Origin of the sequence: Streptomyces sp. NPDC048643 (assembly GCF_040650615.1) — a bacterium.
Taxonomy (GTDB): domain Bacteria; phylum Actinomycetota; class Actinomycetes; order Streptomycetales; family Streptomycetaceae; genus Streptomyces.
The window spans coordinates 1-24,163 of record NZ_JBEZHO010000077.1 but is presented as its reverse complement, the minus strand read 5'-3'; the positions used below and the strand labels follow the sequence as shown (position 1 = coordinate 24,163).

Below are 24,163 nucleotides of genomic sequence, written 5' to 3'. Positions count from 1 at the left end.
GGGCCGCTTCGTGACAGCGGCCGCCGACGAGAGGTGCCATCACCCGCTCGGACCCCTGTTTTCGCGCGAATGGTGCCCGGCCGATAGCGCGCCGGGGCAGGGCGGGCTCTGATGGGCCCGAGGGACACGACGGCCGTGGCTCTCGGACCGCAGCCCCGCCGAAGGAGCCCCGCTCATGCGCCGTACCGCCCGTGTCCTGTACGCCACCGCCCTCGCCGGCGCCGCGCTGGGCGTCGCCGCGTCGGCCGCGTCCGCGGACCCGGCCGCGGAGGTCAGCCCGGGCTCCGTCGAACCCGGGGGCACCATCACCATCACCGTCACCTGCGACGGAGTCGGCGGCGCCCCGCCGGAGGCCATCGACGCCAGCTCCCAGGGATTCCAGGAGGGCAAGGTGCAACTGCACCGCGTCGAGGGCGACGACGCCCACGCCGCGGGCGCCGCCGCCTATCGCGGGACGGCCCACATCCCGTCCGGCGCCCCCGAGGGTGCGGGCGGCCCGGCCGCGTCCGGTTCCGGTTCGGGGGCGGACTCCGACCCTGGATCCGGCTACGAGGAGACCGGCGTTCTCGACCGGACGGTCTCCTCCGTCGCGGGGACGACCGACGCCGAGAACGGCGACGTGCCGCCCGCCGACCCCGACTCTGGCGGCTCGGACACGGTCGCGCCCGACGCGGTGGAACCGCCCCCCGTCGCCACCGACCCCGAACAGCCCGGCTCCGGCTACCCCGACCCCGTGACGCCCGACGACGTGGGCGCGGACGCCGTGGGCCCGGACTCCGTCCCCGAGCCGGCTGCGCCCGACACGGTGCCCGAGCCCGTGGGCCCCGACACGGCGCCCGCGGCCCCGGTGGCCCCCGAAGTCGGCGGCGCCGCCCGCGGGGAGTGGGGCGTCGACGGTGTCTGCCCCGCGCCGCAGGGCGGCCACGGCAAGCAGTGGACCGCCTCGTACTCCGTCGCCCGGGGCGCCCCGGCGCACGAGCCGAGCACCGGCACCGGCACGGGAATCGGAGAGCGACCTCCCACCGTCCAGCAGGGCGTGCACGCCGGCCGCGGCGGCGCCTTCACCGACTCGGTGCCCGCGCTGGTCGCCGGCGGCCTGCTCATCGCCGGTGCCGGGTGCGCGGCCGTCCACCGTCTGCGCAACCGCCGCGCCTGACCGGCGGACGGCACGACGACGGCCCACGGCGGCGCCGGTGACGATGTGACAGGTGTGACCCCGACGGCACTCATGGGACGGCGTGCCGCTGGGTACGGACAGCCCGACGGCCCGGTACGCCGAGCCGTCGGGGCCGAGCCGGAGAAGAGGACACGGGCATCCGGAACCGTACGGCCGGCAATCGCTGGGACAGGACACGGCAGGGCGGGTCACGGAAGGTCGGGTCACGGTGGGACCGGTGAGGTCGGGTCACGGAAGGTCGGGGCACGGCGGGACCGGTCAGGTCAGGGCAGGGAACGCAGGGCACCACCCACGGCGCGGAGGCACACATGCGGCGGACGGATCCGGAAGGCCGCGGACCGGTCCGCTACGGTCCGCCCCTCCCCGACCAGGGCCTGCCCGTGCTGCCCGAACTCCGCTCGGAGCTGGCCGCCGCCGCGGGCCGCGCCGACACCGAACTCTTCGGCGGCGGCCCCGCGTTCCTCGACGCCGCCTGCGGCTACTGGACCCGCCGCGGACTGCCCACCGCCGCCGACCGCGTGGCCGTCGCCCCCGGAGCCCCCGCCCTGCTGCTCGCCCTGACCGGCGCGCTCGGCGGCGACGTCCTCGCGCCCCGGCCCTGCGCCGCCTGGTGGGCGCCCCAGGCCCGTCTCCTCGGCCGGTCCGTGTTCCGGGTGCCGACGCCCGCCGAATGCGGTGGCGTACCCGATCCGTACGCCCTCCTGGAGACCCTTCGCAGAGTCCGCGCCGAGGGCGGCGACCCGCGGCTGCTCGTGCTGTCCGTCGCCGACGACCCCACCGCCACCGTCGCGCCGCCCGAGCTGGTGCACGAAGCCGTCGAGGCCGCCGCCGGCGAGGGTCTGCACGTCGTGAGCGACGAGACCTGGCGCGACACCCTGCACCGGCCGCACGACACGGTGCTGCTCAGCCCCGCCGAGATGGCCCCCGACGACGTCACCGTGATCACGGACCTCGCGGGCGCGTTCCTGCCCCAGGGCTGGCCGGCCGCTGTCGCCCGTTTCCCCTCCGGCGCGGCGGGCGCCGGCCTGAGGTCCCGCGTCCTCGACGTGCTCACCGCGGTCGGCGCACGCGTCGCCGAACCCGTCGCCGCCGCTGCCGCGTACGCGCTCGAGGAGCCCGCCGCGGTCACCGGACGGCTCACCGCCGCCGCCCACCTGCACGCGGACGTGGCCGGCGCCGCCCACCGCCTGGTGACCGCGGCCGGTGCCGTGGCGCGCCCCCCGCAGGCCGGCAGACATCTGTACGTCGACCTCGGACCGCTCCGCTCCGTGCTCGGCGCGCGCGGTGTCGGCGACGCGCAGGACCTGGAGGACCACCTCTCCGCCCGGCTCGGCATGCCCGCGCCGGGCGGGCACCGCTTCGGCGACGACCTCGCCGCGCTCCGCGTCCGGCTGGGCACCGGACCCCTGCTCGGCAGCACGGACGAGGAACGGACGCAGTCCCTCACGTCCTCCTCACCCCTGGAACTGCCGCATGTGCGACGCGCGTTGACCCGGTTGGGGTCGGCCTTCGACGATCTCCGCGACGACGCTCGGTGATGGGAGCCTCTCGATGACGCAGCAGTCCGAGTCGACCACGAGCACGACGGCACAGGACACCGAGGGCCTCGCGCCCCCGACGCCCCCGCCGACCGAGCACCCCACCGTCGTCCCCCCGCCCCTCGCCGAGCCCCGCCCGCTCGGGGAACGCCGTGTCTGGCCGCGCTCCTTCGTGGACCGGCTGACCGCGCCGCTGCCGGGGCTGCGGGCCTTCGCCCGGTTCGCCCGCGAGGGCGCGCTGCGGCCCGGCGCCGACGGGCTCGCCGACATCCCCCTGCTGCCCTTCGAACCGGAACCGCTGCCCGGTGTGGACACCCGCACGGTCGCCGTCTCCTGGGTGGGACACGCGAGTTGGGTGATCCGGATCGGCGGGCTCACCGTCCTCACCGACCCGGTCTGGTCCCGCAGGATCGTCGGCACCCCGGCCCGGATCACCCCGGTCGGCGTGGCCTGGAGCGCGCTGCCCCGCGTCGACGCGGTCGTCATCAGCCACAACCACTACGACCACCTGGACGCCCCGACCCTGCGCCGACTCCCGCGCGATACACCGGTGTTCGTGCCCGCCGGCCTCGGACGCTGGTTCAGGCGACGCCGGTTCACCCACGTCACCGAACTGGACTGGTGGGAGGCGGTCGAACTGGGCGGCGTCCGCTTCGACTTCGTCCCCGCGCACCACTGGTCCAAGCGGAGCCTCACCGACACCTGCCGCACCCTGTGGGGCGGCTGGGTCCTCACCTCGCCCGAGGGCCGGCGCGTGTACTTCGCGGGCGACACCGGATACGGCCACTGGTTCGCCCGCATCGGGCAGCGCCACCCCGGGATCGACCTGGCCCTGCTGCCCATCGGGGCCTACGACCCGCGCTGGTGGCTGAGCGACGTGCACTGCGATCCGGAGGAGGCGGTGCGGGCCGCCGTCGATCTGCGGGCCCGGCGGATGGCGCCGATGCACTGGGGGACGTTCGTCCTCTCCGCGGAGCCGGTGCTGGAGCCGCTGCGCCGGGTGCGGGCCGCCTGGGAGCGTGCGGGCCTGTCCCGCGAGGACCTCTGGGACCTGCCGGTGGGAGGGTCCCGGGTACTGGGCTGAGGCCGCCCTGTTCGTGCGAGGCGGCATCTACGAGGCGGCCGGCCTGCGGATCCTGCGCCACAGGCCCGGCACCGCGCTGAGCGCCAGGGTCAGCGCCACCGCGGCCACCACGCCCTCCCACGGTTCACTGAAGAGCGAGCCCCCGAGGATGCCGATGACCTGGTAGGTGGCCGCCCAGGCGAGGCAGGCGGGTATGTCACCGCGGGCGAAGGTCCGCAGCGGCATCTTCGCCATCAGGCAGGCCAGCATCACCGGGATGCGGCCGGCCGGGACGAGCCGGGACAGCACGAGCACGGCTATGCCGTGGTCGTGCAGCTTCTCCTGCGCCTGCGTGAGCCGGTCCTCGGGCGCCCGCTGCCGGATCGCCTCCAGCCAGCGCGAGCCGTTCTTCGAGCCCATGCCGCGCCGGCCGAGCCAGTACAGCGCCATGTCCCCGAGGAACGCCGCGAGCGAGGACACCAGGAACACCGTCAGCAGCGCGAACGGGGCCGTCTGATGGAACGCCACCACCGCCGCCGAACTCACCAGCGCGCCCGTCGGCACCACCGGCACCAGCGCGCCGATCAGCACCAGGAGGAACAGGGTCGGATACCCGATCGCCTGCTGCGCCGACTCCTGCGAGCCCCGCGTGGCCGCGGCGGACAGCGCCGCCGCGGGGGCCGCGCCCTTGGCGGACAACAGGAGGGAGGGGGCCACGGCGGACCAGGGAGTCACCGTGCGACCTCCGGACGCACACGCTCGCCGTGGTCCAGGCGGTGCACCGACACACCGGGTGCACGCTCGGCGGCCAGGCGCACGAACTCCTCACCCGGCGCGTGGAATTCGTGGGGGCGCACGGCGTCCATCCCGATGGGCCAGAACGTGCCGTAGTGCACGGGCACGGCACTGCGCGGCCGCAGTTCGGCGAGCGCCTCGGCGGCCCGCCCCGCGTCCAGGTGCCCCTCACCGAGATGGGGCCCCCAGCCACCCACCGGCAGCAGTGCCACGTCGACCTCCCCCACCTCCTCGGCCATCTCCGGGAACAACCCCGTGTCCCCGGCGAAGTACGTCCGCGCCTCGCCCTCGATCACATACCCCACGGCGGGGGAGCGATGCGGCCCGACCGGCAGCCGCCGCCCGTCGTGCCGTGCCGACACGGTCCGTACGAGGAGGTCGCCGACCCGGGTCCGGTCGCCGGGCGTGACCTCGGTGAGCCGCAGATGGTCCAGCCGGCGCAGTCCCGGCACCGCGCGCGGTGCGCCCCGGGGGACCAGCAGCCGAGTGCCCGGAGCGAGCCGGGCGAGCGACGGCAGATGCAGATGGTCGGCGTGCAGATGGGAGACCAGGGCGACGTCGGCGACAGCCGCCGGGGGAGGGGGCGGCGCCCCGCGCCGGCGCCGCAGGTGCGCGAGCCGGCGCGCGAAGAGCGGATCCGTGAGCACACGAGTGCCGGAGTCCTCCAGCGTGCACGTGGCATGCCCCCACCAGGTGATCTCCACCGGCACCTCTTTGCCTCCTTCGCGCGACTCCCCCCGAGCCTACGGGCAGGAGTAGGGTCGGCGGCGAAACCCGGAGGTGAGGGGGGACACCATGGGAGACGCGGGCGGTGCCTTCGGCACCCACGCCCCGGAGCGTCCGTACGGCCCGGGCGGCCCCGCGCCGCGGTCCCCGGCGCTGCGCGTCACGGCGATCGCCAGCCTGACGCCGCTGGAGGAACTGGACGCGGACCCCTTCCTCGTCGACTCCCGCAGCCAGCACGCGATGTGCGCCCGCTGGGCCGCCGAGCACGGCTACGTCGTCACCCGCGAACTCCTCGTCCGCGCCCTGCGCCCGGACCACCGCACCCTGTGGGCCGACGTCGAGGCCGGACTCGTCGACCTGTTCGTCGCCCCCAGCCGCCGGGTGCTGGAGCGCGCCCTGGCCTCGGTCGAGGAGTTCACCGCCGAGTGCGTGCGCCGCGGAGTGCGCGTCGAGACGGTGGGCAGCGCGGAACCGTTCTACGACGCGCAGATGAAGGCCCGGGTGCACCGCCGTCTCTCGATGCCGACCGCCGGCTACGACGGCCGCTGACCCGGCCTCCCGCACCGGTGCGGGAGGCCGCGGGGACGGCCGTCCGGGGGACTTCCGGGGATGCCCGACCGTTGTGACAGGGTGGGGGAGCAGGCCGCGCGGACCGGGCGGGCCCGGACGTGAGGTGGCAGGACGTGGACGCAGGACGGTGGCGGCGCGTCGCCAGCGGGGTGGGGCGGAGCGTCGCCGTGTGGGCCGTGTCCACGGTCACGATGCTCGTCCTCGCCGGTCTCCTCCCCGACTTCCAGGTGCAGTCGGACAGCGGGGACAGCGCGACCCGGATCGCGGTCACCGCGGCGGCCGGCGCCGGCGTCTTCGGTCTGCTGTCCTCGCTGGTGTGGCCCCTGCTCGTACGGGCCCTGCTGCTCGTCCCCGCCCTGGTGCTCGGCGTGCTCGTCTTCTTCCTGAACGGCTCGCTGCTGCTGTTCGCCCTGTGGATCAACCCCTCGGGGCGGGGTGAGGCGGCCCCCGAGACCGCCGTGGTCGTGGCCGCCGTGATGTCCGCCGTCGCCTCGGCCACCGGCGGTGCCCTCGCCGTCCGGGACGACGACGCCTACCGGCGGCGGCTGTACCGGCTCGCCGACCGGCGCCGCAGACGCGTGGCCGGGCGAGCCGGCCCCTCGACCCCCGGCGCGGTCTTCCTCCAGCTCGACGGCGTCGGGTACGACGTGCTGCGGGAGGCGATGGCCCAAGGGCTGATGCCGACCGCGGCCCGGTGGCTCGGCGGAGCGCGCCCCACCCACCGGATCGTGCCCTGGCGCACCGACTGGTCCAGCCAGACCGGCGCCAGTCAGCTGGGCATCCTGCACGGCAGCAACCACGACGTCCCGGCCTTCCGTTGGTACGAGAAGGAGAGCCAGGAGGTGATGGTCTGCAACCGGCCGAACAGCGCCGCCGAACTCCAGCGCCGGGCCGTCGAGCGCACCGGTGACGGAGGACTGCTCACCCTCGACGGCGCGAGCCGCGGCAACCTCTTCAGCGGCGGCGCCGACGAACTCGCCCTCGTGCTGTCCATCGCCGCCCGCAGAGGCCGCGACAACCGCTCGCGCGCCGGATACTTCGCCTACTTCTCCGACCCGGCCAACGCCGTCCGGACCGCCCTGTCGTTCGTCGCCGAGGTCTTCCGGGAGATCGGCCAGTCCCTCACGGCCCGGATCGGGCAGCGCCGGCCGCGCGTCAAACGCGGCGGGCTGTACCCGATCATCCGTGCCTTCGCGACCGTCGTCGAGCGGGACGTCGTCGTCGCCGCGGTGATCGGCGACATGCTCGCCGGGCGCAACTCCGTCTACGCGGACCTGGTGGCGTACGACGAGGTGGCACACCACTCCGGGCCGCGCAGCCGGGACGCCGAGAAGATCCTGGAGCGCCTCGACCGGTCGCTCGCGCTGATCGCGAAGGTCGCCGAGCACGCCCCGCGGCCGTACCGGATCGTCGTGCTCTCCGACCACGGCCAGAGCCCCGGCGAGACGTTCCTGACCCGCTACGGCCTCACCCTCGGCAACCTCGTCCGGGCCGGCTGCGGTCTGCCCGTGCCCCGCAGGGCGCGGCGCACCCACAGCGGCGCGGAGGCGCGGACCGCCGTCCGGGCCGCCCTGCGCCGCCCCCTGGAGGAGCGCGCGGAGCGGGCCGAGCGCCAGGAGCGGCTGCGGCCGTCGGGGCGCCGCTCCGAACCCGTCGTGCTCGCCTCGGGCAACCTCGGCCTGGTCTCCTTCCCGGACGTGCCGCACCGGATGACCCGCGAGGAGATCGACCGCCGACACCCCGCGCTGCTCACCACCCTCGCCAACCACCCCGGCATCGGATTCCTTCTGGTGCGCAGCGAGGAGCACGGCGGCGTGGTGATCGGCGCGCACGGCGTCGAGGTGCCGCTGGACCGGCTCGACGACGAACACCCGGGCCCGCTGGCCGACTTCGGCCCCGGCGCCGCCGACGCCGTACGGCGCACGCACTCCTTTCCGCACACCGCCGACATCATGGTCAACTCCTGGTACGACCCCGCCGAGGGCGAAGTCCTCGCCTTCGAGGAGCAGATCGGCTCGCACGGCGGCCTCGGCGGCGCCCAGGGCCGACCCTTCCTGCTCTCCCCGGTGACCCTGTCCGCACCGGCCGGCGAGGATGCCGGCCTGGTCGGGGCGGAACAGATCCACCAGGTGCTGCGCCGCTGGCTGCGCGAGTGCGACGGCCCCCAAGTGCCCCTGGACATGGGCTCGGACAAGCGGGCGGCCTGACCGCGGGCCGGCCGGCATCCGGCCCGGCGCCCCAAAAATCGGAGGCGGTGCGGGGGCCCGCGCGCCCACACTGTCCGCACCGGGCGCCGCGTTCGCGGGCCCGCGTCGGACATCCCCGAGGAGCTCGCCCGTGCAGGCAGCCGTCACCGTCACGCCCGCCCGTGTCCCGGAACTGCTGCTCGGCCTCACCACCGTGCGGCCCGTCTTCCTGTGGGGCGCCCCCGGCATCGGAAAGTCCTCCCTGGTACGGGAGTTCGCCGAGTCGCTCGGGCTGGAGTGCGTGAGTCTGCTCGGTACCCAGCTGGCGCCGGAGGACCTGATCGGCGTGCCGCAGATCCGTGACGGACGCTCCGTCTTCTGCCCGCCCGAGGCGATCGCCCGCGACGAGCCGTATTGCCTGTTCCTGGACGAGCTGAACGCTGCGACCCCCGATGTCCAGAAGGCCTTCTACTCACTGATCCTGGACCGGCGCATCGGCGACTACGAGCTGCCGCGGGGTTCCATCGTGATCGGCGCCGGCAACCGCGCGACGGACAACGCGCTGGCCCGTCCGATCGCCTCGGCGCTGGTGAACCGTCTCACGCACGTCCACCTGGAGGCGTCCCCCCGGGACTGGCTGGTCTGGGCCGCCGCGAACGACATCCACCCCTGGGTCCTGGACCATCTCACCGACCGCCCCGACCACCTGTGGTCGAAGCCGCCGAAGACCGAGGAGCCGTTCTCCACGCCGCGCTCCTGGCACATGCTGTCCGACGCGCTCGGCTCGTTCGGACCCGGGATCGACGAGGAGACCCTGAAGGTGATCGCCCACGGGACCCTGACGCCCGCGCACGCGGTGGCCTTCTGCGGCTACGTCAAGATCGTGCGGAGCCGGTTCGGCATCGAGGCCGTCATCAAGGGCGACGCCCGCTGGCCCTCCCGCCCGGAGGACCGCGACCTCCTCTACTACCTGGCCGAGTCCTTCCGCGGACGGCTCGTCAAGGAACTGCCCGCCGGCAAGGAGCACCTCTCGGCGAGCACCCGGCAGACCGCGTACCGCGCCAAGTCCCTGCTCGTGCAGCTCGCCGAGATCTCCGTCGAGGTCGCCCAGAGCGTCATCGCCGCCGACACCGACGGCAACCCCGTGCTCCCCGCCTGGTTCCTGGTGGAGGCGGCCCGCGACATGCCGCGCCTGGTGGAGGCCCGCCAGTGAGCCCGCGCGCCGGGGCCGCGCGATGAGCCGCACCCGCAAGGCCGGTGCAGAGACGCGGCCCGATCCGGCGGCCGAGGCGTTCGCGGAGGGGATGCGCCTGGTGCGGGCCAACCGGGCGCTCGCCGCCATCGGGTTCAGCACCTGCCGGCAGAAGAAGTGCGCCCGTGCGCCGCGTGAGGGACTGGTCGCCGTCGACTCCGACGGCGTCCTGCACGTCGACCCCGCCCGGCGGGCCGAACCGGCCGTCTGGGCCTGGGCCGTCGCGCACGCCGTCATCCACCTCGGCTTCGGCCACGTACCGGCGGCGGCCGGCACGCGCGTGCAGCCGGACCGCTTCGACCGCGCCGCCCGCTGCACGGTCGTGAACCGCTTCCTGCTCGGCTTCCCGATCGGCACCACCCCCGAGGACCTCCCGGCCGCCTATCCCGACGGCGACGAGGAGCGGCTCGCCGCCCGCTGGCGCCGGGACGGCATCCCGCCGCTCTACGAGCGGTGCGGTACGGCGGGCGGCGGTCCGGACCAGCTGCTGGTGCCCTGGGACACCTGGAGCGGCGGCACCGCGCCCGACTGGCAGGTGGCGTTCGCCCACGCCCTCACCCGCACGATGGCCACCGCCATGGACATGGCGGGCGGCCGGCGCGCCTCCATGCGCGGCGGGCCCACCCGGCTCCAGCCGTGGGAGCGGGCCCTGAGCTGGTTCATCTCCTCGTACCCGCTGCTCGGCGGCGTCGCGGCCGGCATCACGCTCGTCGCCGACGCCGAACTGGCCCGCGCCCACGGCATCTCCGTCGCCGCCGTCGACACCGAGGCCGCCGAGATCTACGTCAACCCACTGCGCCGACTCGACGACGAGGAATGGCGGTTCGTCCTCGCGCACGAGATGCTGCACGCCGCCCTGCGGCACGGCGACCGCTGCGGACGGCGCGATCCGTACCTCTTCAACGTCGCCGCCGACTACGTGATCAACGGCTGGCTGTGCGAGATGCACGTCGGTGCCATGCCCGACGGGCTGCTGTACGACCCGGAGCTGAAGGACCTGTCGGCCGAGGAGGTGTACGACCGGATCGCCGGCGACCTGCGCCGGATGCGCCGTCTGTCCACGCTGCGCGGCAAGGGCGCGGGCGACATCCTCGGCGGCCCGCTCGGCGAGCCCCGCGACCACGTCGACCTCGACGCGTTCTACCGCCGCGGGCTCGCCCGGGGACTCGACCTGCACCAGCAGCAGGAACGCGGCTTCCTGCCCGGCGGACTGGTCGAGGAGATCCGGGCCCTGAGCCAGCCGCCGCTGCCGTGGGACGCCCGACTGGCCCGCTGGTTCGACGAGTTCGTGCCCCGACCCGAACCCCTGCGGTCGTACGCGCGTCCCTCGCGCCGTCAGGCGGCCACCCCCGACATCCCGCGTGCCGGGCGCCGGTTCCCGCCGGAGGAGATCGCCCGCTGCACCTTCGGCGTCGTCCTCGACACCTCCGCCTCCATGGACCGCACGCTGCTCGGCAAGGCGCTGGGCGCCATCGCCTCGTACGCCGCGTCCCGGGACGTACCGGCGGCACGGGTGGTGTTCTGCGACGCGGCGCCGCACGACGCGGGCTATCTGCCGGTCACCGAGATCGCCGCGAGCGTGCGGGTCCGCGGCCGGGGCGGCACCGTGCTGCAGCCGGGCATCGACCTGCTGCACCGCGCCGACGACTTCCCGCCCGGCGCGCCCGTCCTCGTGATCACGGACGGCTGGTGCGACGTGCTGCGGGTGCGGCGCGAGCACGCCTATCTGATCCCGCAGGGCGGCCGGCTGCCGTTCACCGCGCGCGGGCCCGTGTTCCGGGTGCGCTGAACTCCCGGACCCGGCACGGCACACGCGGGGGAGCGGGGTCCGGGCCGGGCCTTCGCCCGCCCGCTGCCGGGGAAATCCCGGACACCGCCCGGCAGGTCGCACCCCCATCCGTGGGGTGCACCGGTCCCGGGTGTGATCGGATGGGAGCACGGACCCCGGCAACGGGACCATACGCGAAAGGAATCACCGTGGCTACCACGCGCACCGCACACACCGAGTGGGAAGGCAACCTGCTCGAGGGCAACGGCGTCGTCACCTTCGACTCCTCCGGCATCGGCCAGCAGCCGGTGACGTGGGCGTCGCGGGCGCAGGACGCCAACGGCAAGACCAGCCCCGAGGAACTGATCGCGGCCGCCCACTCCAGCTGCTTCTCGATGGCGCTGTCGCACGCCCTCGCGGGCGCCGGCACCCCGCCCACCAAGCTCCTCACCAACGCCGACGTCACCTTCCAGCCGGGCGAGGGCATCACCGGCATCCACCTCACCGTGGAGGGCACGGTGCCGGGCCTCGACAACGACGGCTTCGTGGCCGCGGCCGAGGACGCCAAGAAGAACTGCCCCGTCAGCCAGGCCCTGACCGGCACGCCGATCACCCTGTCGGCGAAGCTCGCCTGACGCGCACGCACCGGTGCCGCGTCTCCCTCGGGGGGCGCGGCATCGTCGTGTCCGCCGCCGCCCGGGCGCCACGCGCCATTGACAAGCGGGTACGCGCGTCCTGTGCTGGGGGGCGGACAGAGCCCTTCTGGAAGGGGACGGACATGACACGTGCGGTCGGGATCGATCTCGGTACGACGAACTCGGTGGTGGCCGTCCTGGAGGGCGGTGAGGCCTCCGTCGTGGCCAACGCCGAGGGCGCGCGCACCACACCCTCGGTGGTGGCCTTCGCGAAGAACGGCGAGGTCCTGGTCGGCGAGGTAGCCAAACGCCAGGCCGTGACGAACGTGGAGCGCACCGCACGGTCCGTGAAGCGGTACATGGGCGACGTGAACTGGCGATTTCCCGAGTCGGGCAGCATCGACGGCACCCGGTACCGCGCGCAGGAGCTGTCCGCGCGGGTGCTGCAGAAACTGAAGCGGGACGCCGAGGCCTATCTGGGCGAGGACGTCACGGACGCCGTGATCACCGTGCCCGCCTACTTCGACGACGCGCAGCGCCAGGCCACCAAGGAGGCGGGCGAGATCGCCGGTCTCACGGTGCTCCGGATCGTCAACGAACCGACGGCCGCGGCCCTGGCGTACGGCCTCGACCGGGGTGAGGAGCAGACCGTCCTCGTCTTCGACCTGGGCGGCGGCACGTTCGACGTGTCGCTGCTGGAGATCGGTGACGGCGTCATCGAGGTCAAGGCGACCAACGGCGACACCCGGCTCGGCGGCGACGACTGGGACCAGCGGGTCGTCGAGCACCTCGCCCAGCGTTTCAAGTCCGCGCACGGCATCGATCTCGGCCACGACAAGATGGCGCTGCAACGGCTGCGCGAGGGCGCCGAGAAGGCCAAGATCGAGCTGTCCTCGTCCACCGAGACGACGGTCAACCTGCCCTACATCACCGCCACCTCCGACGGCCCCCTGCACCTCGACGAGAAGCTGACGCGAGCCCAGTTCCAGGAGCTGACGGCCGACCTGCTGGCCCGCTGCCGGACGCCCTTCCACCAGGCCGTCAAGGACGCGGGCGTGAAACTGGCCGCGGTCGACCACGTCATCCTGGTCGGCGGTTCCACCCGGATGCCGGCCGTCACCGACCTGGTGAAGGAACTCACCGGCAAGGAGCCGCACAAGGGCGTCAACCCGGACGAGGTCGTGGCCGTCGGCGCGGGGCTCCAGGCCGGGGTGATCCGCGGCGACGTGAAGGACGTCCTGCTGCTCGACGTCACCCCGCTGTCCCTCGGCATCGAGACCAAGGGCGGCATCATGACCACGCTCATCGAACGCAACACCACGATTCCCACCCGGCGTTCGGAGATCTTCACGACGGCCGCCGACAGCCAGCCCTCCGTCGGCATCCAGGTCTACCAGGGCGAACGCGAGATCGCCGCGTACAACAAGAAGCTCGGTGTCTTCGACCTCACCGGGCTGCCGCCCGCGCCGCGCGGGGTCCCGCAGATCGAGGTCGCCTTCGACATCGACGCCAACGGGATCATGCACGTCTCCGCGAAGGACCTGGCCACCGGGCGCGAACAGAAGATGACCGTGACCGGCGGCTCGGCGCTGCCCAAGTCCGACATCGACCGCATGATGCGCGAGGCCGAGCAGTACGCGGAGGAGGACCGGGGCCGCCGGGAGGCCGCGGAGACCCGCAACCACGGAGAGCAACTCGTCTACCAGACGGAGCGGTTCGTCCGCGAGAACGACGAACGCGTCCCCGCGGAGACGAAGACGGAGGTCGCGTCCGCCGCCGCCGACCTGAAGCAGCTCCTGGACGACTCCTCCACCGACACCGCCGCGCTGCGCACGGCGATCGAGAAACTGGCCACCGTCAGCCAGCAGATGGGCCAGGCCATGTACGCGCGCACCGAGCAGCGCACGCCCCCGCAGGACGAGTCGCCCACCGAGCAGGCCGCGGGCGAGGACGAGGGCGTGGTGGAGGCCGAGATCGTGGAGGACGACCGGGAAGCGGACCGGCCACAGGACCGGGACCGGGACACGAGGGACGGCGCCGCATAGCCGCCGGCCCTCCCGCACCGCGCCCGCACCGGGAGCGGGCTCAGAAGCTCCGGCGGCACTCCTCCAGGATCTCCTTGGTGCGCTGCGCGGAGGCGGCGTGCGCCGTCATGTGGTCCAGCACCTCCAGGTGCAGGGCCACCTCCTCCCGCGCGTCGAGGTAGAGGGCGCCCGTCACGTACTCGCTGTAGACGACGTCCGGGAGTTCCGGTTCGGCGAACCGGAACAGCGTGAAGGAGGTGTACGTCCCCGGGTGCGGGCCGTTCGCGAACTCCGCTACCTGGAGCGTCACATGGTCGAGCTCGACCCATTCGAGGAGCCGCGCCATCTGGTCGCGCATGACCTCGCCCCGAATGCTCACCGGACGCAGCAACGCCGTCTCGTCCATGATGATCCACAGGTGGGGTGGGTTCGCGCGGGTCAGCAGAGCCTGCCGCTTCATGCGCAGCGCCACGTGCCGCTCGATGGCCTCGGGCCCCGTCTGCCCGACCGTCCCGGCCTCCAGCACGGCCCGCGCGTAGTCCTCGGTCTGGAGCAGCCCGGGGACGAAGTGCGGTTCGTAGGAGCGGATCAGCTGGGCGGCGCCCTCCAGGCTGACGTGCATGCTGAACCAGTCGGGCAGCACGTCGTGGTACCGCTGCCACCAGCCGGGCCGGTTCGCCTCCTCGGCCAGCGCGACGAACGCGGCGGTCTCGTCGTCGCTCACCCCGTACGTCGTCAACAGGACCTGTACGTAGGGGATCTTGAGGGCGACCTCGGCCATCTCCATCCGCCGTACGGTCGCCGGGGCGACCCGCAGAACCCGGGCCGCCTCCTCACGCCTCAGACCGGCCGCCTCGCGCAGTTCCTGCAGCCGCCGCCCCAGCACCACCTGCCCCACGGTGGGCGCGGGTCGCCGCTCACTCACGCCACGCCTCCCCACGCGCCGAAGTATGGGTGCAGTGTGCCATGTCCGTGAAGAAGCATCACGGGTCGGCCGCGACGCGGTCGCGCATCGTCCGCTTTGTCGTGCGCGGCACGGGATCCCGGGGTTCCGGACGAATGAGGGGTCGTCAGGACGACAACGCGTGAAGGTACTTGACCGTCGCGGGATCCGCCGGGAGGAACGTCTCGATGGCGAGTTCGGCGACCGTCACGTCCATCGGGGTGTTGAACGTGGAGATGGAGGAGATGAACGACAGCACCCGCCCCTCGTGCTCGATCCGCATCGGCAGCGCGAAGGACGCCACGGCGCCGAGGGGTTCGTCGTCCCCGGCCGGCTCCGGGTCCGTGTCCGGGACCGGATACGCGGCCACCTCCTCGTACAGCGCGCGCAGCGGTTCCGAGCGGCGCAGCGCGATCTGCCGGTCCATCTGGGCGAGCAGATGGTCCCGCCAGGCGCGCAGGTTGCGGATGCGCGGGGCGAGGCCCTCCGGGTGCAGGGTCAGCCGCATCGCGTTGAGCGGCGGCACCAGGAGGCGTTCGGGGACACCGTCCAGCAGCATGGCGATGGCCCGGTTCGCGGCGAGGACGTCGTACGTGGCGTCCACGACCAGCGCCGGATACGGTTCGTAGCCCTGGATCAGCCGCTCCACCCCCTCGCGCAGGGCGTCCATCGACGGGTCGCCGAGCGGTGTCTCCGGATAGTGCGGGGCGTAACCGGCCGCGAGCAGCAGCGCGTTGCGCTCCCGCACCGGCACGTCGAGGTGCTCGGCGAGCCGCAGCACCATCTCCTCGCTGGGCCGTGACCGGCCCGTCTCCACGAAGCTGATGTGACGCGCCGAGGAGCCCGCCCGCAGCGCGAGCTCCAGCTGGCTCACCCGCCGCTGCTCCCGCCAGCCGCGCAGCAGCGGGCCGACGCCGCTCGCCGCGGGGGCACTTGAGGAGCCGGCGGCACCGGGCGGGACAATGCTCATACGAGGACCGTAGTCGAGGAGTGGCACGTGAACGAGCTGTGGAACCTGTCCTGGGAGGCGGAAGCCCGATACCGGGCGCGGGTCCGCGGCTGTCTGCTGGGCGGCGCGCTCGGGGACGCCCTCGGCTACCCGGTCGAGTTCGACGCGCTGGACGGCATCCGCGCCGCGCACGGCCCGCGCGGGGTGCGGGGCCCGGTCGCCGACGGCTCCGGCGCCGTCGGCCTGGTCAGCGACGACACCCAGATGACCCTGTTCACCGTGGAGGGCCTCCAGCAGGCGCACGCGCGCGAGCGCCACAAGGGCATCGGCGGCGGCTGGTCCCGGCTCGTGCGGATGGCGTACGGGCGCTGGCTGGACACCCAGACCGCGCCCGGGCCCGCCCCGGACCTGCGCGGCGGACTCGCCGCGCAGGCCTGGCTCTACGCCCGCCGGGCACCCGGCAACGCCTGCCTCTCCGGGCTCCGCGAGCGCGAGTACTGCCCCGACCCGGCGAGCGAGCTGGGCCCGCCCGGACCCGTCAACCCGGACTCCAAGGGGTGCGGCTCGGTGATGCGTTCCGCGCCCTTCGGACTCACCCGGACCTCGGCCGAGTCGGCGTTCGCCATGGCCGCCCGCTGCTCGCAGATGACCCACGGCCATCCGACCGCCTCCTACGCGTCCGGCGCGCTCGCCGCGATCGTCACCCACCTCGTCGCCGGGGAGTCCCTGGAGGGCGCGGTCCTGCGCACGCTCCGGCTGCTCGCCCGCCACCCGGCCCACGAGGAGACCACGGCGGCGCTGAACCGGGCCCTCGACCTCGCCGCCGAGGGTGCTCCGAGCGCGGAGAAGGTCGAGTCGCTCGGCGCCGGCTGGATCGCCGAGGAGGCCCTGGCCATCGCCGTGTACTGCGCCCTCGTGGAGCACGCGGTCACCGACGCGCTGCTGCTGTCCGTGAACCACTCGGGCGACAGCGACTCCACCGGTTCGCTGTGCGGCAACCTCCTGGGCGCCCTGCACGGGGACCACGGGCTGCCGCACGCGTGGCTGGAACAGGTCGAGGGCCGCGCCACGATCACCCTCCTGGCGGACGACCTCGCCGCGGAGTGCGTCCGGCGCTGAGCCGGGGCGGCCCGGCGGGCCGGCGCAGGTCCCGGTGGCGCCCGGCCGGGTCCCCGGAGCTGTGGCACGCTGAGGGAACGTCCCGGCTCCGCCGTACGAAGGGAACCCGCTCATGGCCGTCGAACCGCTGGCGCAGAAGGACATCGAGGAGCGGCTCGCGGGGCTGCCCGGCTGGTCCCTCGACGGTGACCGGCTCGCCCGTTCCTACCGGCTCGCCTCGCACTTCGCGGCGACCGCGATGGTCGTGCACATCGCCCAGGTGCAGGAGGAGCTGGACCACCACTCCGACCTCACGCTCGGCTACGACACGATCGCCCTCACCGTGAACACGCACAGCGTCGGCGGCGCCGTCACCGCCCTCGACTTCGATCTCGCCCGCAGGGTGGAGGACCTCGCGCCGGGCCACGGGGCACACTGACCCGTGTGCTGGACTACGACAGGGAAGCCGACCGGTACGACGCCACGCGGGGCGGCGAGCCACGGGCCGCCGCTGCCGCAGACGCCGTCCTCACCCTGATCCCCGAGGGCACCCGGACGCTCTTCGACCTGGCCTGCGGAACCGGCATCGTGACCCGGCGGATCGCCGCCGGGCGGCCCGGTCTCCGGGTCCTGGGCGCGGACGCGGCGCACGGCATGGCCCGCAGGGCCGCCACCCGTCTGCCCGGCGCCGTCGTCCGCGCCGACTCCCGTCGACTGCCGTTCCGGGACGAATCGTTCGACGCCGTGACCGTGGTCTGGCTGCTGCGTCTGCTGGACGACGCGCGGCCCGTGGTCGCCGAGGCCGCCCGGCTGCTGCGCTCCGGAGGCGTCCTCGTCACCACCGTCGACAAGGCCGCCGCCCACGACGTCGGCAGCGACATCGACGCGCTGTGCGCGCCCTACCGTGCCGGGCACGCGGCGGACGGCTCGGCCCGCGTCGCCGCGTACGCCGCCGAGCGCGGCCTGACACCGGGCGGGACGGCCCTGTTCCGGGGCCACGGGCAGGGCCGGACCCCGCGCCGCGTCGCCGAGCAGGTCCGGGCCGGCACGCTGTACGCAGCCGGCGGCCACCGGCTCGCCGACCGTGCCGAGGCGCTGCCCGACCCGGACAGCCCCCGCCCGGAACCGGAGTTCACGCTGCGGGCCTTTCGCAGGCCCTGAACTCCCGTGCCGGGCGGCTCAGTCGGCCGTCCGCCGGGTGAAGTCCATCGTCCAGTTGGACAGCCAGGTCCTCTCGCCGTCCAGCGAGAACGCCTGCTCCCAGCGGGCGGTGGTCGCCGAGATCCCCGACCACACGTAGCGCACCCGGACATCCCTGCCGCCGTGGGTGTCGTCCCCGAGGAACACCCCCCGCCCGTCGGGCCCGAACCTCCCCAGCACCGGCGGGAACAGCCTCCCGCTGCGGCTGGACGACCAGTTCAGCGACCAGCGGCCGGTCTCCACGTCGAAGAGCCGCAGGGTCAGCCCCTTCCAGCCCTGGCCCGGCACGTCCAGCTCGTCGAGATTCGCCGCCCCGCCGAACAGGTTCCAGCAGCGGCTGGTCGCCGGGAACCGGACCCAGTCGCCGTCCGGGTCGAGGAAGTCCGTACGCCGGGTGTTCAGGACGTCCCAGTCGCCGTGCAGGAAGTCGAAGTCGTGGCGTGCGGTGGCGACGCCGTGGGTGGTGCTCACGACCGGCCGCCCGTGGTTCCCTCGGGCAGCGCGTCGGCCACGTAGGCCTCCAGGTCCGGCACGTCGGGGGCGAGCAGGTGCCGCACCCAGGCGTCCCGCTCGTGCAGGATCGGCGGCAGCTCCCAGACACAGCCGATCCACGGGAGGTCGGGGCTGACGAAACGGGTCGGGTCCCGGTCCGGGCAGCCCAGGACCGGCTGGCCCGCCGCGGCGCCCCGGAAGTGCAGCACGTTGTCCCACACCCAGCTGTAGGCGTTCAGATAGGCGGCGTCGTCGGCGCCCCGGTGCAGGACGACGAACGTGGCCGGGGGAGTGCCGTCCGGCTCGGGCAGCAGCCCCGGAAGCGCCGCGTACGCCGCCCGCTCGACGTCGGGCTCGATGCCGGCCGGGTCGGCGGTGACGTGGTAGCGCTTGATCCATCGCCCCGCCACCTCGATGGGCGGCGGCACGGTCAGGAACTTCTCCCGGAAGCCGCCCGGGGATCCGGAGGTGGGGGGTGCGGGAGGGGAACCGGCGGAACGGGCGGAGCCGGTGGAATGCATGGAGGTCGTCGAAGCCATGGCCGGACGCTAGGCCCGGTTCACTGACATCCTGTGTCAGTGAAGTCCAGCCGTCTCGTCTCGATTCTCCTGCTGCTCCAGACCCGCGGGCGGCTGACCGCGGCCCAGCTCGCCGCGGAGCTGGAGGTGTCGGTCCGGACGGTGTACCGCGACGTCGAGGCGCTGAGCGCGGCGGGCGTACCGCTCTACGGGGACGCGGGGCACGCGGGCGGCTACCGGCTCCTCGACGGCTACCGCACCCGCCTCACCGGTCTCACCACCGAGGAGGCCGAGGCACTCTTCCTGGCGGGCGTGCCCGGACCGGCCGCCGAACTCGGCCTCGGCGCGGTCCTCGCCGCCGCCCAGCTCAAGGTGCGCGCCGCCCTCCCGCACGAGCTGCGGGAGCACGCCGACCGCATCTCCGGACGCTTCCACCTGGACGCGCCGGGCTGGTACGCGGACGCCGACGCGACCCCGTACCTTCCCGCCGTCGCGGACGCCGTCTGGAACAGCCGCGTGCTGCACGTCCGTTACCGCCGCTGGCGCGAGCCCACCGACGTGGAGCGACGCCTGGAGCCCTACGCGCTCGTCCTCAAGGCGGGCCGCTGGTACGTCGTCGCCGGCCCGGGACCACGTACGTTCCGTGTCGACCAGATCCTCGAACTCGCCGGCCCTGGGGCGGAGTTCACCCGCCCGGACGACTTCGATCTGCCGGCGTACTGGACTCGGTACCAGCGCGACTTCCACGACCGGCTGTACCGGGCGGAGGCGGTCGTACGGATCGCGCCCGGCGCGGACCCCGGAGGCCTCACGGGGCGGACGGTCGGGGACGACGGCCGTACGGACGAGGACGGTTGGACCCGGGTCACCGTCCCCATCGAGTCGGTCGACCGGGCCCACGACGACTTCCTGCGCCTCGGCACGGCGATCGAGGTCCTGGAGCCTCCCGAACTCCGCGCCCGCCTGAGCGCGACGGTCGCGGAACTCGCCCGGAGGTACGCGCCGCGGACGTGACGACGTCCCGTCCGCCCACCGGGCCCGTCGGACGGGAAAGCACCTCCGATCAGGTGTCTTGGGAACTTCTTTGCCACCCCGGTCAGTTCTGACAGGGCGGCCGGCGCCGGCGGCACGGTCGCCGCGGAGGTCGTCGACGAGATCGGCGACTTCTTCGAGGTGACGACGAGGAAGCGGAGGACGACGGGGGAGAGGAGGAGGACGAGGGACAGGGAGTGGTACGCCCCAGATCGACGGCCCCGGCTCACGGGCCGAAAGCCCCCAGGCACAATTTGCCTGACGCAGTCCCATCTCGCAGAGGATGATCCACGCATGATGACGCTCACCAAGGAAGACGGCCCGGCGGATCTGGACGGTGTCACCCACCTGTCCATAGGGGTGTCCTGGGACCCCACCTCCGGAAGCAGCGGCGGGGTGCTGGGCGCGCTGCGCCGCAAGAGTGGAACCGACCTCGACCTGATCGCCATCGCCATGCAGGGCGGCGAACCGGTGCGCCTCGCGGGCCTCGACTCCCTCGACCCGATGGGCAACGGCTCGCTGCTGCACAGCGGCGACAACCAGACCGGGCGCGGGGACGGCGACGACGAGACCGTGACCGTCGAGTTCGCGCGGGTCCCGCCCAACATCACGTCCATCGTGTTCATCGCCGCCGCCTACAAGAAGGGCAGCTCCTTCCAGAAGGCGCGCAACATCAGCTTCAAGGTGTACGACGCCACCGGGGGCAGCAGCACGCAGGTCGCCGACATCTGGCCGAGCCTGCTGTCGCAGGACAACGGCTGTGCCGTGGCCAAGGCGCAGCGCGACGGCAACGCCTGGAAGCTCCAGGTGATCAATCTGACGGGGAAGATCAAGCAGGGCGACGAGAACGCCCTCATGCGGTTCGCCGTCAGCAAGTGACCGACGGGCGGCGGTCCTCGTCGGCAGGCGTCCGAGCACGGGCCGCCGCGGCCGACCGGACGTCGCCCACGACGGCGTGAGGCTGCGCGGCCCCCTCCGCAGGAGGGGGCCGCGGCCTTCTCGGGCCAGGCGGACGCTGTTCCCGAGCCCCCTCCACGATGCGCCCCGCGACGGGCCGGGCAACCGGCCTCACCCCCGACGGATCGCGAGATCCACCGCGAGTGGTCCCCGTCGGCTCGCCTGCCCACGTCCGCGCGCAGGCCCCTCTTTTTTTGCCGTTCGAGCAAGGCGGCTGGCCGTTTCCGGGAGCGCCGGGCACGCTGTCGGCATCCCCGGAGAGAGGCTTCCGCCATGGCGCAGGACCACGACCACGGCCACGACCCGGCGCACCACCAGGCCTCGGCGGCCGGCGCTCCGGCACACCACCACGCGCACGGCCAGAGCCACGGTCACACCCACGTGGACTTCGCCGAGATGCTTCCCTTGCTGGTGCGGGAGGCGGAGCTGTTCTCCCCGGCCTACACCGAGGCCGCCCGGTGGCTGCGCGAGCTGCGGCCCGAGCCGGGACTGGTCGTGGACGCGGGCAGTGGCCCCGGGGTCATCTCCTGTCTGCTCGCCGAGACCTTCCCCGGCGCGCGGGTGGTCGCCGTGGACGGCGCGGAACCGCTGCTCGCGGAGGCCCGGTCCCGCGCCGAACGCCTCGGCGTGGCCGACCGCTTCAGCACCGTGGAGGCCGAACTCCAGGACGGCATCGGGGACGTCGAGTACCCCGCCGACCTGGTCTGGGCCAGTCGCTCGCTGCACCACGTCGGCGACCAGCGCGCCGCCCTCGCGGGATTCGTGCGCGGTCTGGCCCCGGGCGGGACGCTCGCCCTCCTCGAAGGCGGCCTGCCCACACGGTTCCTGCCGCGCGACATCGGCATCGGCCGGCCCGGCCTGCAGGCCCGTGTCGACGCCGTCCACGACGAGTGGTTCACGCGGATGCGGGAGGAACTGCCCGGCGCTGCTCGCCGCCGTCGGTCTGCGCCACACGGCGACCCGCACCTTCCTCGTCGACCTCCCCGCCCCCCTCTCGGACGAGGCCCGCGCCTTCGTCGTCGCCTCCCTCGCGCGCCGACGCGACGGCCTCGCCGAGGGCCTCACCCCCGAGGACATCGCCACCCTCGACCGCCTCCTCGACCCGGACGACAAGGCGAGCGTCCACCACCGCACCGACACGTTCGTCCTCACCGCGTTGACGGTGCATGTGGGGGTGAAGCCGGAGTAGCGGTCGGCAGGACCCGGCGCCGGGCGAGGGCCCGGGGGACGGGCGGCCCTCGGGAAGACGGACCCCGTGCCCACGCCCCCTACCTCCGGCACCCCTTGACATCGAGAACGCTCCAAGTGATGGACTCCCGGAGTCCGCCGTACATCGGTCCGTGTCAGTGCGGGCCCGCGGACGGGCCGTCGGTGGGGCGGCCGGCCGGACTCTCTGGGGGTAGACGATGACCGACACGGGCGCCGACAGCGACAGCGACAGCGACACCGACACAGGCCCCGACACCGACAGTGGCAACGGCAGCCGCGCCGACACCGGGAGCGATGCCCCGGTGGCCCTCATCACCGGAGGTGGCAGCGGTATCGGAGCCGCGGTCGCGCGGCGGCTGCTCGGTGCCGGGCATCGGGTGGCCGTCACGGGGCGCGGGGCGGAGCGGCTGCGGGACTTCGCGGAGGAACTCGGCAACCCCGAGGGGCTGTTGACGCTCGTCGGACACGCGGCCGAGTACGACCAGGTGCGGGCGGCGGTCGAGGCGACGCTCAAGGAGTTCGGGCGGCTCGACACCGTCGTCGCCAACGCCGGCTTCGCGACGCACGACACGGTCGCGGAGGGCGACCCGGCCGGCTGGTCCGAGATGGTGCTGACCAATGTGCTCGGGCCCGCGCTGCTCATCAGGGCGTCCATCGACGCGCTGAAGGAGAGCCGGGGCCGCATCGTGCTGATCGGCAGTGTGGCCGGGCACGTGAACACACCCGGCAACATCTACGGCGCCACCAAGTGGGCGGTGACCGGGCTCGCCGAGAACACCCGCCGGCAGGTCACCGAGTTCGGGGTGGGCGTGACCCTGATCTCCCCCGGCCGGGTGGAGACCCCGTTCTGGGACAGCTACGGGAGTCTGCCGCCGGGGCATCTCCTGACGGCGGACCAGCTCGCCGACTCGATCGTGTGGGCCGTCGGGCAGCCGGCGGGTGTCGACGTGAACACCGTGGTGGTCCGCCCGATCGGCCAGCCCAACTGAACCCCGTGACCGGGGAGGCCGCGCCGCACCGGTGACCGGTGAGGCCGTGCCGCGCGAACGGCCTCACCGGCTCGGCGGACCGACCACCGGCCTCTCCCCGCGGACACGCCACGGGGAGAGGCCGACAGCGGTGCGACGTCGGGTCAGTTGTTGGCCAGGAACTGCTGGGCCAGCGAGTTGCCGAGCGTCACGGCCGCGGTGTGGCTCTCGATGGGCGACACCTGCGAGTTCTTGAACAGGATGTACGTCACGCCGGAGTCGGTGCCGCCCGTCTCCGGGTCGGGGTCGATGCCGAGCGCGTTCGCCGTGGCGTACGAGGCCTCACCGATGATGCTCGTCGGACCGGTGTCGCCGACCACCGCGTACTCGACCTTGTTGTTGTAGACGACGGCGACCACGCCACCGCCCTTGATGCCCGAACTCGTGTACTTCCAGATACTGCTGGTGGACGGCACCACCACGTAGGGGAGCGAGTCGGCGCGCAGCGGCTGGCCGTTGGACTGGTGGAAGGCCGTGTCGTCCTGGAACCAGGGGTCGGTGTCGGCGCTGCACTTGCTGGTGACCTGGCCGTCGCAGTCGATGTCCATGTCGGCCTTCCAGAACACGGCGCCGTTCTTGCCGCAGACGGGAATCGTGGCCGACGTCTCCTCGTCGGTGCGGTACTTGCCACTGGAGATCTGTGAACAGGACGTCACCTTGGCGAGCAGGGAGGCCGCGCTGACCGAACCCTCCTGCGCCGAGCGGGGGTTGGCGGTTCCGGAAGCCTGGGCCGGGAGGGCGGCGCCGGCGAGGAGCGCGGCGCAGGCGGCCGCGGACAGGGTCAGTGTTCGAGTGCGCACTGTGGGGGAACCCTTCTGTTAGGAAACTTTCCTTACTGGGTTGCCGTACAAGGTGGCCCTCCTTGCATGACCGCGTCAAGACCTTCCGCGGAGTTGGTCCGGTCCAGGGTGTGAAAACACCGTCGGCCCGGACGCGTCGAAGCGTCCGCGCGATGAGCAGTACGCACCGGCGCAAGGTCAGTGGCAGGAACAAGGCGATAGGC

Annotated in this window: 22 protein-coding genes and 1 pseudogene; 16 read left to right on the top strand and 7 right to left on the bottom strand. The window is 73.7% G+C overall.

From position 1 onward, the window contains the following. Positions 1 to 175 precede the first annotated feature (175 nt). The 3 genes from AB0C62_RS40030 (at position 176) to AB0C62_RS40020 (ending at position 3,799) form a co-directional block, all read left to right on the top strand. On the top strand, positions 176 to 1,156 hold the full coding sequence (locus tag AB0C62_RS40030; RefSeq protein WP_362981955.1) for a hypothetical protein: 981 nt from the start codon (positions 176 to 178) through the stop codon (positions 1,154 to 1,156). Between the two features lie 329 nt (positions 1,157 to 1,485). Beyond that, a complete protein-coding gene (locus AB0C62_RS40025; protein WP_362981953.1) occupies positions 1,486 to 2,715 on the top strand; it encodes an aminotransferase class I/II-fold pyridoxal phosphate-dependent enzyme in 1,230 nt (409 codons plus the stop codon). Positions 2,716 to 2,728: 13 nt separating this feature from the next. Further along, positions 2,729 to 3,799, top strand: a complete 1,071-nt coding sequence (locus AB0C62_RS40020) for an MBL fold metallo-hydrolase (RefSeq protein ID WP_362981951.1) — start codon at positions 2,729 to 2,731, stop codon at positions 3,797 to 3,799. 27 nt (positions 3,800 to 3,826) lie between these two features. On the opposite strand, the gene AB0C62_RS40015 is transcribed toward AB0C62_RS40020, so the two are convergent. Next, complete coding sequence (locus AB0C62_RS40015; RefSeq protein WP_362981964.1) at positions 3,827 to 4,444, bottom strand: VTT domain-containing protein; 618 nt, start codon at positions 4,442 to 4,444, stop codon at positions 3,827 to 3,829. A 65-nt stretch (positions 4,445 to 4,509) separates the two neighbouring features. Further along, positions 4,510 to 5,283, bottom strand: a complete 774-nt coding sequence (locus AB0C62_RS40010; protein WP_362981949.1) for an MBL fold metallo-hydrolase — start codon at positions 5,281 to 5,283, stop codon at positions 4,510 to 4,512. Positions 5,284 to 5,368: 85 nt separating this feature from the next. Here AB0C62_RS40010 and AB0C62_RS40005 point away from each other — a divergent pair, with 85 nt between their 5' ends. The 6 genes from AB0C62_RS40005 (at position 5,369) to dnaK (ending at position 13,755) form a co-directional block, all read left to right on the top strand. Next, positions 5,369 to 5,848 (top strand): hypothetical protein, encoded by a 480-nt coding sequence (locus AB0C62_RS40005; protein ID WP_362981947.1) that lies wholly within the window; start codon positions 5,369 to 5,371, stop codon positions 5,846 to 5,848. A gap of 134 nt (positions 5,849 to 5,982) precedes the next feature. Continuing rightward, positions 5,983 to 8,076, top strand: coding sequence for a phage holin family protein (locus tag AB0C62_RS40000; RefSeq protein WP_362981945.1), 2,094 nt, complete (start codon positions 5,983 to 5,985; stop codon positions 8,074 to 8,076). Between the two features lie 130 nt (positions 8,077 to 8,206). Continuing rightward, positions 8,207 to 9,268 (top strand): MoxR family ATPase, encoded by a 1,062-nt coding sequence (locus AB0C62_RS39995; RefSeq protein ID WP_362981943.1) that lies wholly within the window; start codon positions 8,207 to 8,209, stop codon positions 9,266 to 9,268. 22 nt (positions 9,269 to 9,290) lie between these two features. Continuing rightward, a complete protein-coding gene (locus AB0C62_RS39990) occupies positions 9,291 to 11,096 on the top strand; it encodes a hypothetical protein (RefSeq protein ID WP_362981941.1) in 1,806 nt (601 codons plus the stop codon). Positions 11,097 to 11,284: 188 nt separating this feature from the next. Beyond that, a complete protein-coding gene (locus AB0C62_RS39985) occupies positions 11,285 to 11,710 on the top strand; it encodes an OsmC family protein (protein WP_355874132.1) in 426 nt (141 codons plus the stop codon). A gap of 143 nt (positions 11,711 to 11,853) precedes the next feature. Next, positions 11,854 to 13,755: a molecular chaperone DnaK gene (dnaK, locus tag AB0C62_RS39980; RefSeq protein WP_362981939.1), complete on the top strand. Its 1,902-nt coding sequence runs from the start codon at positions 11,854 to 11,856 to the stop codon at positions 13,753 to 13,755. Between the two features lie 40 nt (positions 13,756 to 13,795). Here the strand turns inward: dnaK and AB0C62_RS39975 are convergent, their stop codons facing one another. Both AB0C62_RS39975 and AB0C62_RS39970 read right to left on the bottom strand, forming a co-directional pair. Then, positions 13,796 to 14,659 carry a helix-turn-helix transcriptional regulator gene (locus AB0C62_RS39975; protein WP_362981937.1) on the bottom strand — a complete coding sequence of 288 codons (864 nt, stop codon included), beginning with the start codon at positions 14,657 to 14,659 and terminating at the stop codon, positions 13,796 to 13,798. A 145-nt stretch (positions 14,660 to 14,804) separates the two neighbouring features. Further along, on the bottom strand, positions 14,805 to 15,647 hold the full coding sequence (locus AB0C62_RS39970) for a helix-turn-helix transcriptional regulator (protein WP_362981935.1): 843 nt from the start codon (positions 15,645 to 15,647) through the stop codon (positions 14,805 to 14,807). 27 nt (positions 15,648 to 15,674) lie between these two features. Between AB0C62_RS39970 and AB0C62_RS39965 the strand changes: the two genes are divergently transcribed. From AB0C62_RS39965 to AB0C62_RS39955, 3 genes are all read left to right on the top strand, one after another. Beyond that, positions 15,675 to 16,745 (top strand): ADP-ribosylglycohydrolase family protein, encoded by a 1,071-nt coding sequence (locus AB0C62_RS39965; protein WP_362981933.1) that lies wholly within the window; start codon positions 15,675 to 15,677, stop codon positions 16,743 to 16,745. A 112-nt stretch (positions 16,746 to 16,857) separates the two neighbouring features. Continuing rightward, entirely contained in the window at positions 16,858 to 17,163 is a 306-nt protein-coding gene (locus AB0C62_RS39960) for a 4a-hydroxytetrahydrobiopterin dehydratase (protein WP_351427059.1), read from the top strand. Between the two features lie 5 nt (positions 17,164 to 17,168). Then, on the top strand, positions 17,169 to 17,885 hold the full coding sequence (locus tag AB0C62_RS39955) for a class I SAM-dependent methyltransferase (RefSeq protein ID WP_362981931.1): 717 nt from the start codon (positions 17,169 to 17,171) through the stop codon (positions 17,883 to 17,885). Positions 17,886 to 17,903: 18 nt separating this feature from the next. Here the strand turns inward: AB0C62_RS39955 and AB0C62_RS39950 are convergent, their stop codons facing one another. Further along, entirely contained in the window at positions 17,904 to 18,395 is a 492-nt protein-coding gene (locus AB0C62_RS39950) for a hypothetical protein (RefSeq protein ID WP_362981929.1), read from the bottom strand. Further along, positions 18,392 to 18,955, bottom strand: a complete 564-nt coding sequence (locus AB0C62_RS39945) for a hypothetical protein (RefSeq protein WP_362981928.1) — start codon at positions 18,953 to 18,955, stop codon at positions 18,392 to 18,394. The genes AB0C62_RS39950 and AB0C62_RS39945 overlap by 4 nt, the downstream gene beginning before the upstream one ends. A 39-nt stretch (positions 18,956 to 18,994) precedes the next feature. Between AB0C62_RS39945 and AB0C62_RS39940 the strand changes: the two genes are divergently transcribed. The 4 genes and pseudogenes from AB0C62_RS39940 (at position 18,995) to AB0C62_RS39925 (ending at position 23,121) form a co-directional block, all read left to right on the top strand. After that, entirely contained in the window at positions 18,995 to 19,948 is a 954-nt protein-coding gene (locus AB0C62_RS39940; protein WP_362981926.1) for a YafY family protein, read from the top strand. Between the two features lie 312 nt (positions 19,949 to 20,260). Further along, positions 20,261 to 20,845, top strand: coding sequence for a TerD family protein (locus tag AB0C62_RS39935; RefSeq protein WP_081220239.1), 585 nt, complete (start codon positions 20,261 to 20,263; stop codon positions 20,843 to 20,845). Positions 20,846 to 21,319: 474 nt separating this feature from the next. Then, positions 21,320 to 22,112, top strand: a pseudogene (locus AB0C62_RS39930) (methyltransferase domain-containing protein). Between the two features lie 217 nt (positions 22,113 to 22,329). Then, positions 22,330 to 23,121, top strand: coding sequence for an SDR family oxidoreductase (locus AB0C62_RS39925; RefSeq protein ID WP_362981924.1), 792 nt, complete (start codon positions 22,330 to 22,332; stop codon positions 23,119 to 23,121). 143 nt (positions 23,122 to 23,264) lie between these two features. On the opposite strand, the gene AB0C62_RS39920 is transcribed toward AB0C62_RS39925, so the two are convergent. Beyond that, a complete protein-coding gene (locus AB0C62_RS39920) occupies positions 23,265 to 23,960 on the bottom strand; it encodes a glycoside hydrolase family 75 protein (RefSeq protein ID WP_362981922.1) in 696 nt (231 codons plus the stop codon). Positions 23,961 to 24,163: the final 203 nt, after the last annotated feature.

Bases quoted from the DNA above. Each gene is read 5' to 3' on its own strand.
- AB0C62_RS40005 (WP_362981947.1), top strand. From the start codon at position 5,369: ATGGGAGACGCGGGCGGTGCCTTCGGCACCCACGCCCCGGAGCGTCCG.
- AB0C62_RS39970 (WP_362981935.1), bottom strand. From the start codon at position 15,647: ATGAGCATTGTCCCGCCCGGTGCCGCCGGCTCCTCAAGTGCCCCCGCG.
- AB0C62_RS40025 (WP_362981953.1), top strand. From the start codon at position 1,486: ATGCGGCGGACGGATCCGGAAGGCCGCGGACCGGTCCGCTACGGTCCG.
- AB0C62_RS40020 (WP_362981951.1), top strand. From the start codon at position 2,729: ATGACGCAGCAGTCCGAGTCGACCACGAGCACGACGGCACAGGACACC.
- AB0C62_RS39945 (WP_362981928.1), bottom strand. From the start codon at position 18,955: ATGGCTTCGACGACCTCCATGCATTCCACCGGCTCCGCCCGTTCCGCC.
- AB0C62_RS39935 (WP_081220239.1), top strand. From the start codon at position 20,261: ATGATGACGCTCACCAAGGAAGACGGCCCGGCGGATCTGGACGGTGTC.
- AB0C62_RS39925 (WP_362981924.1), top strand. From the start codon at position 22,330: ATGACCGACACGGGCGCCGACAGCGACAGCGACAGCGACACCGACACA.
- AB0C62_RS40030 (WP_362981955.1), top strand. From the start codon at position 176: ATGCGCCGTACCGCCCGTGTCCTGTACGCCACCGCCCTCGCCGGCGCC.
- AB0C62_RS39960 (WP_351427059.1), top strand. From the start codon at position 16,858: ATGGCCGTCGAACCGCTGGCGCAGAAGGACATCGAGGAGCGGCTCGCG.
- AB0C62_RS39990 (WP_362981941.1), top strand. From the start codon at position 9,291: ATGAGCCGCACCCGCAAGGCCGGTGCAGAGACGCGGCCCGATCCGGCG.
- dnaK (WP_362981939.1), top strand. From the start codon at position 11,854: ATGACACGTGCGGTCGGGATCGATCTCGGTACGACGAACTCGGTGGTG.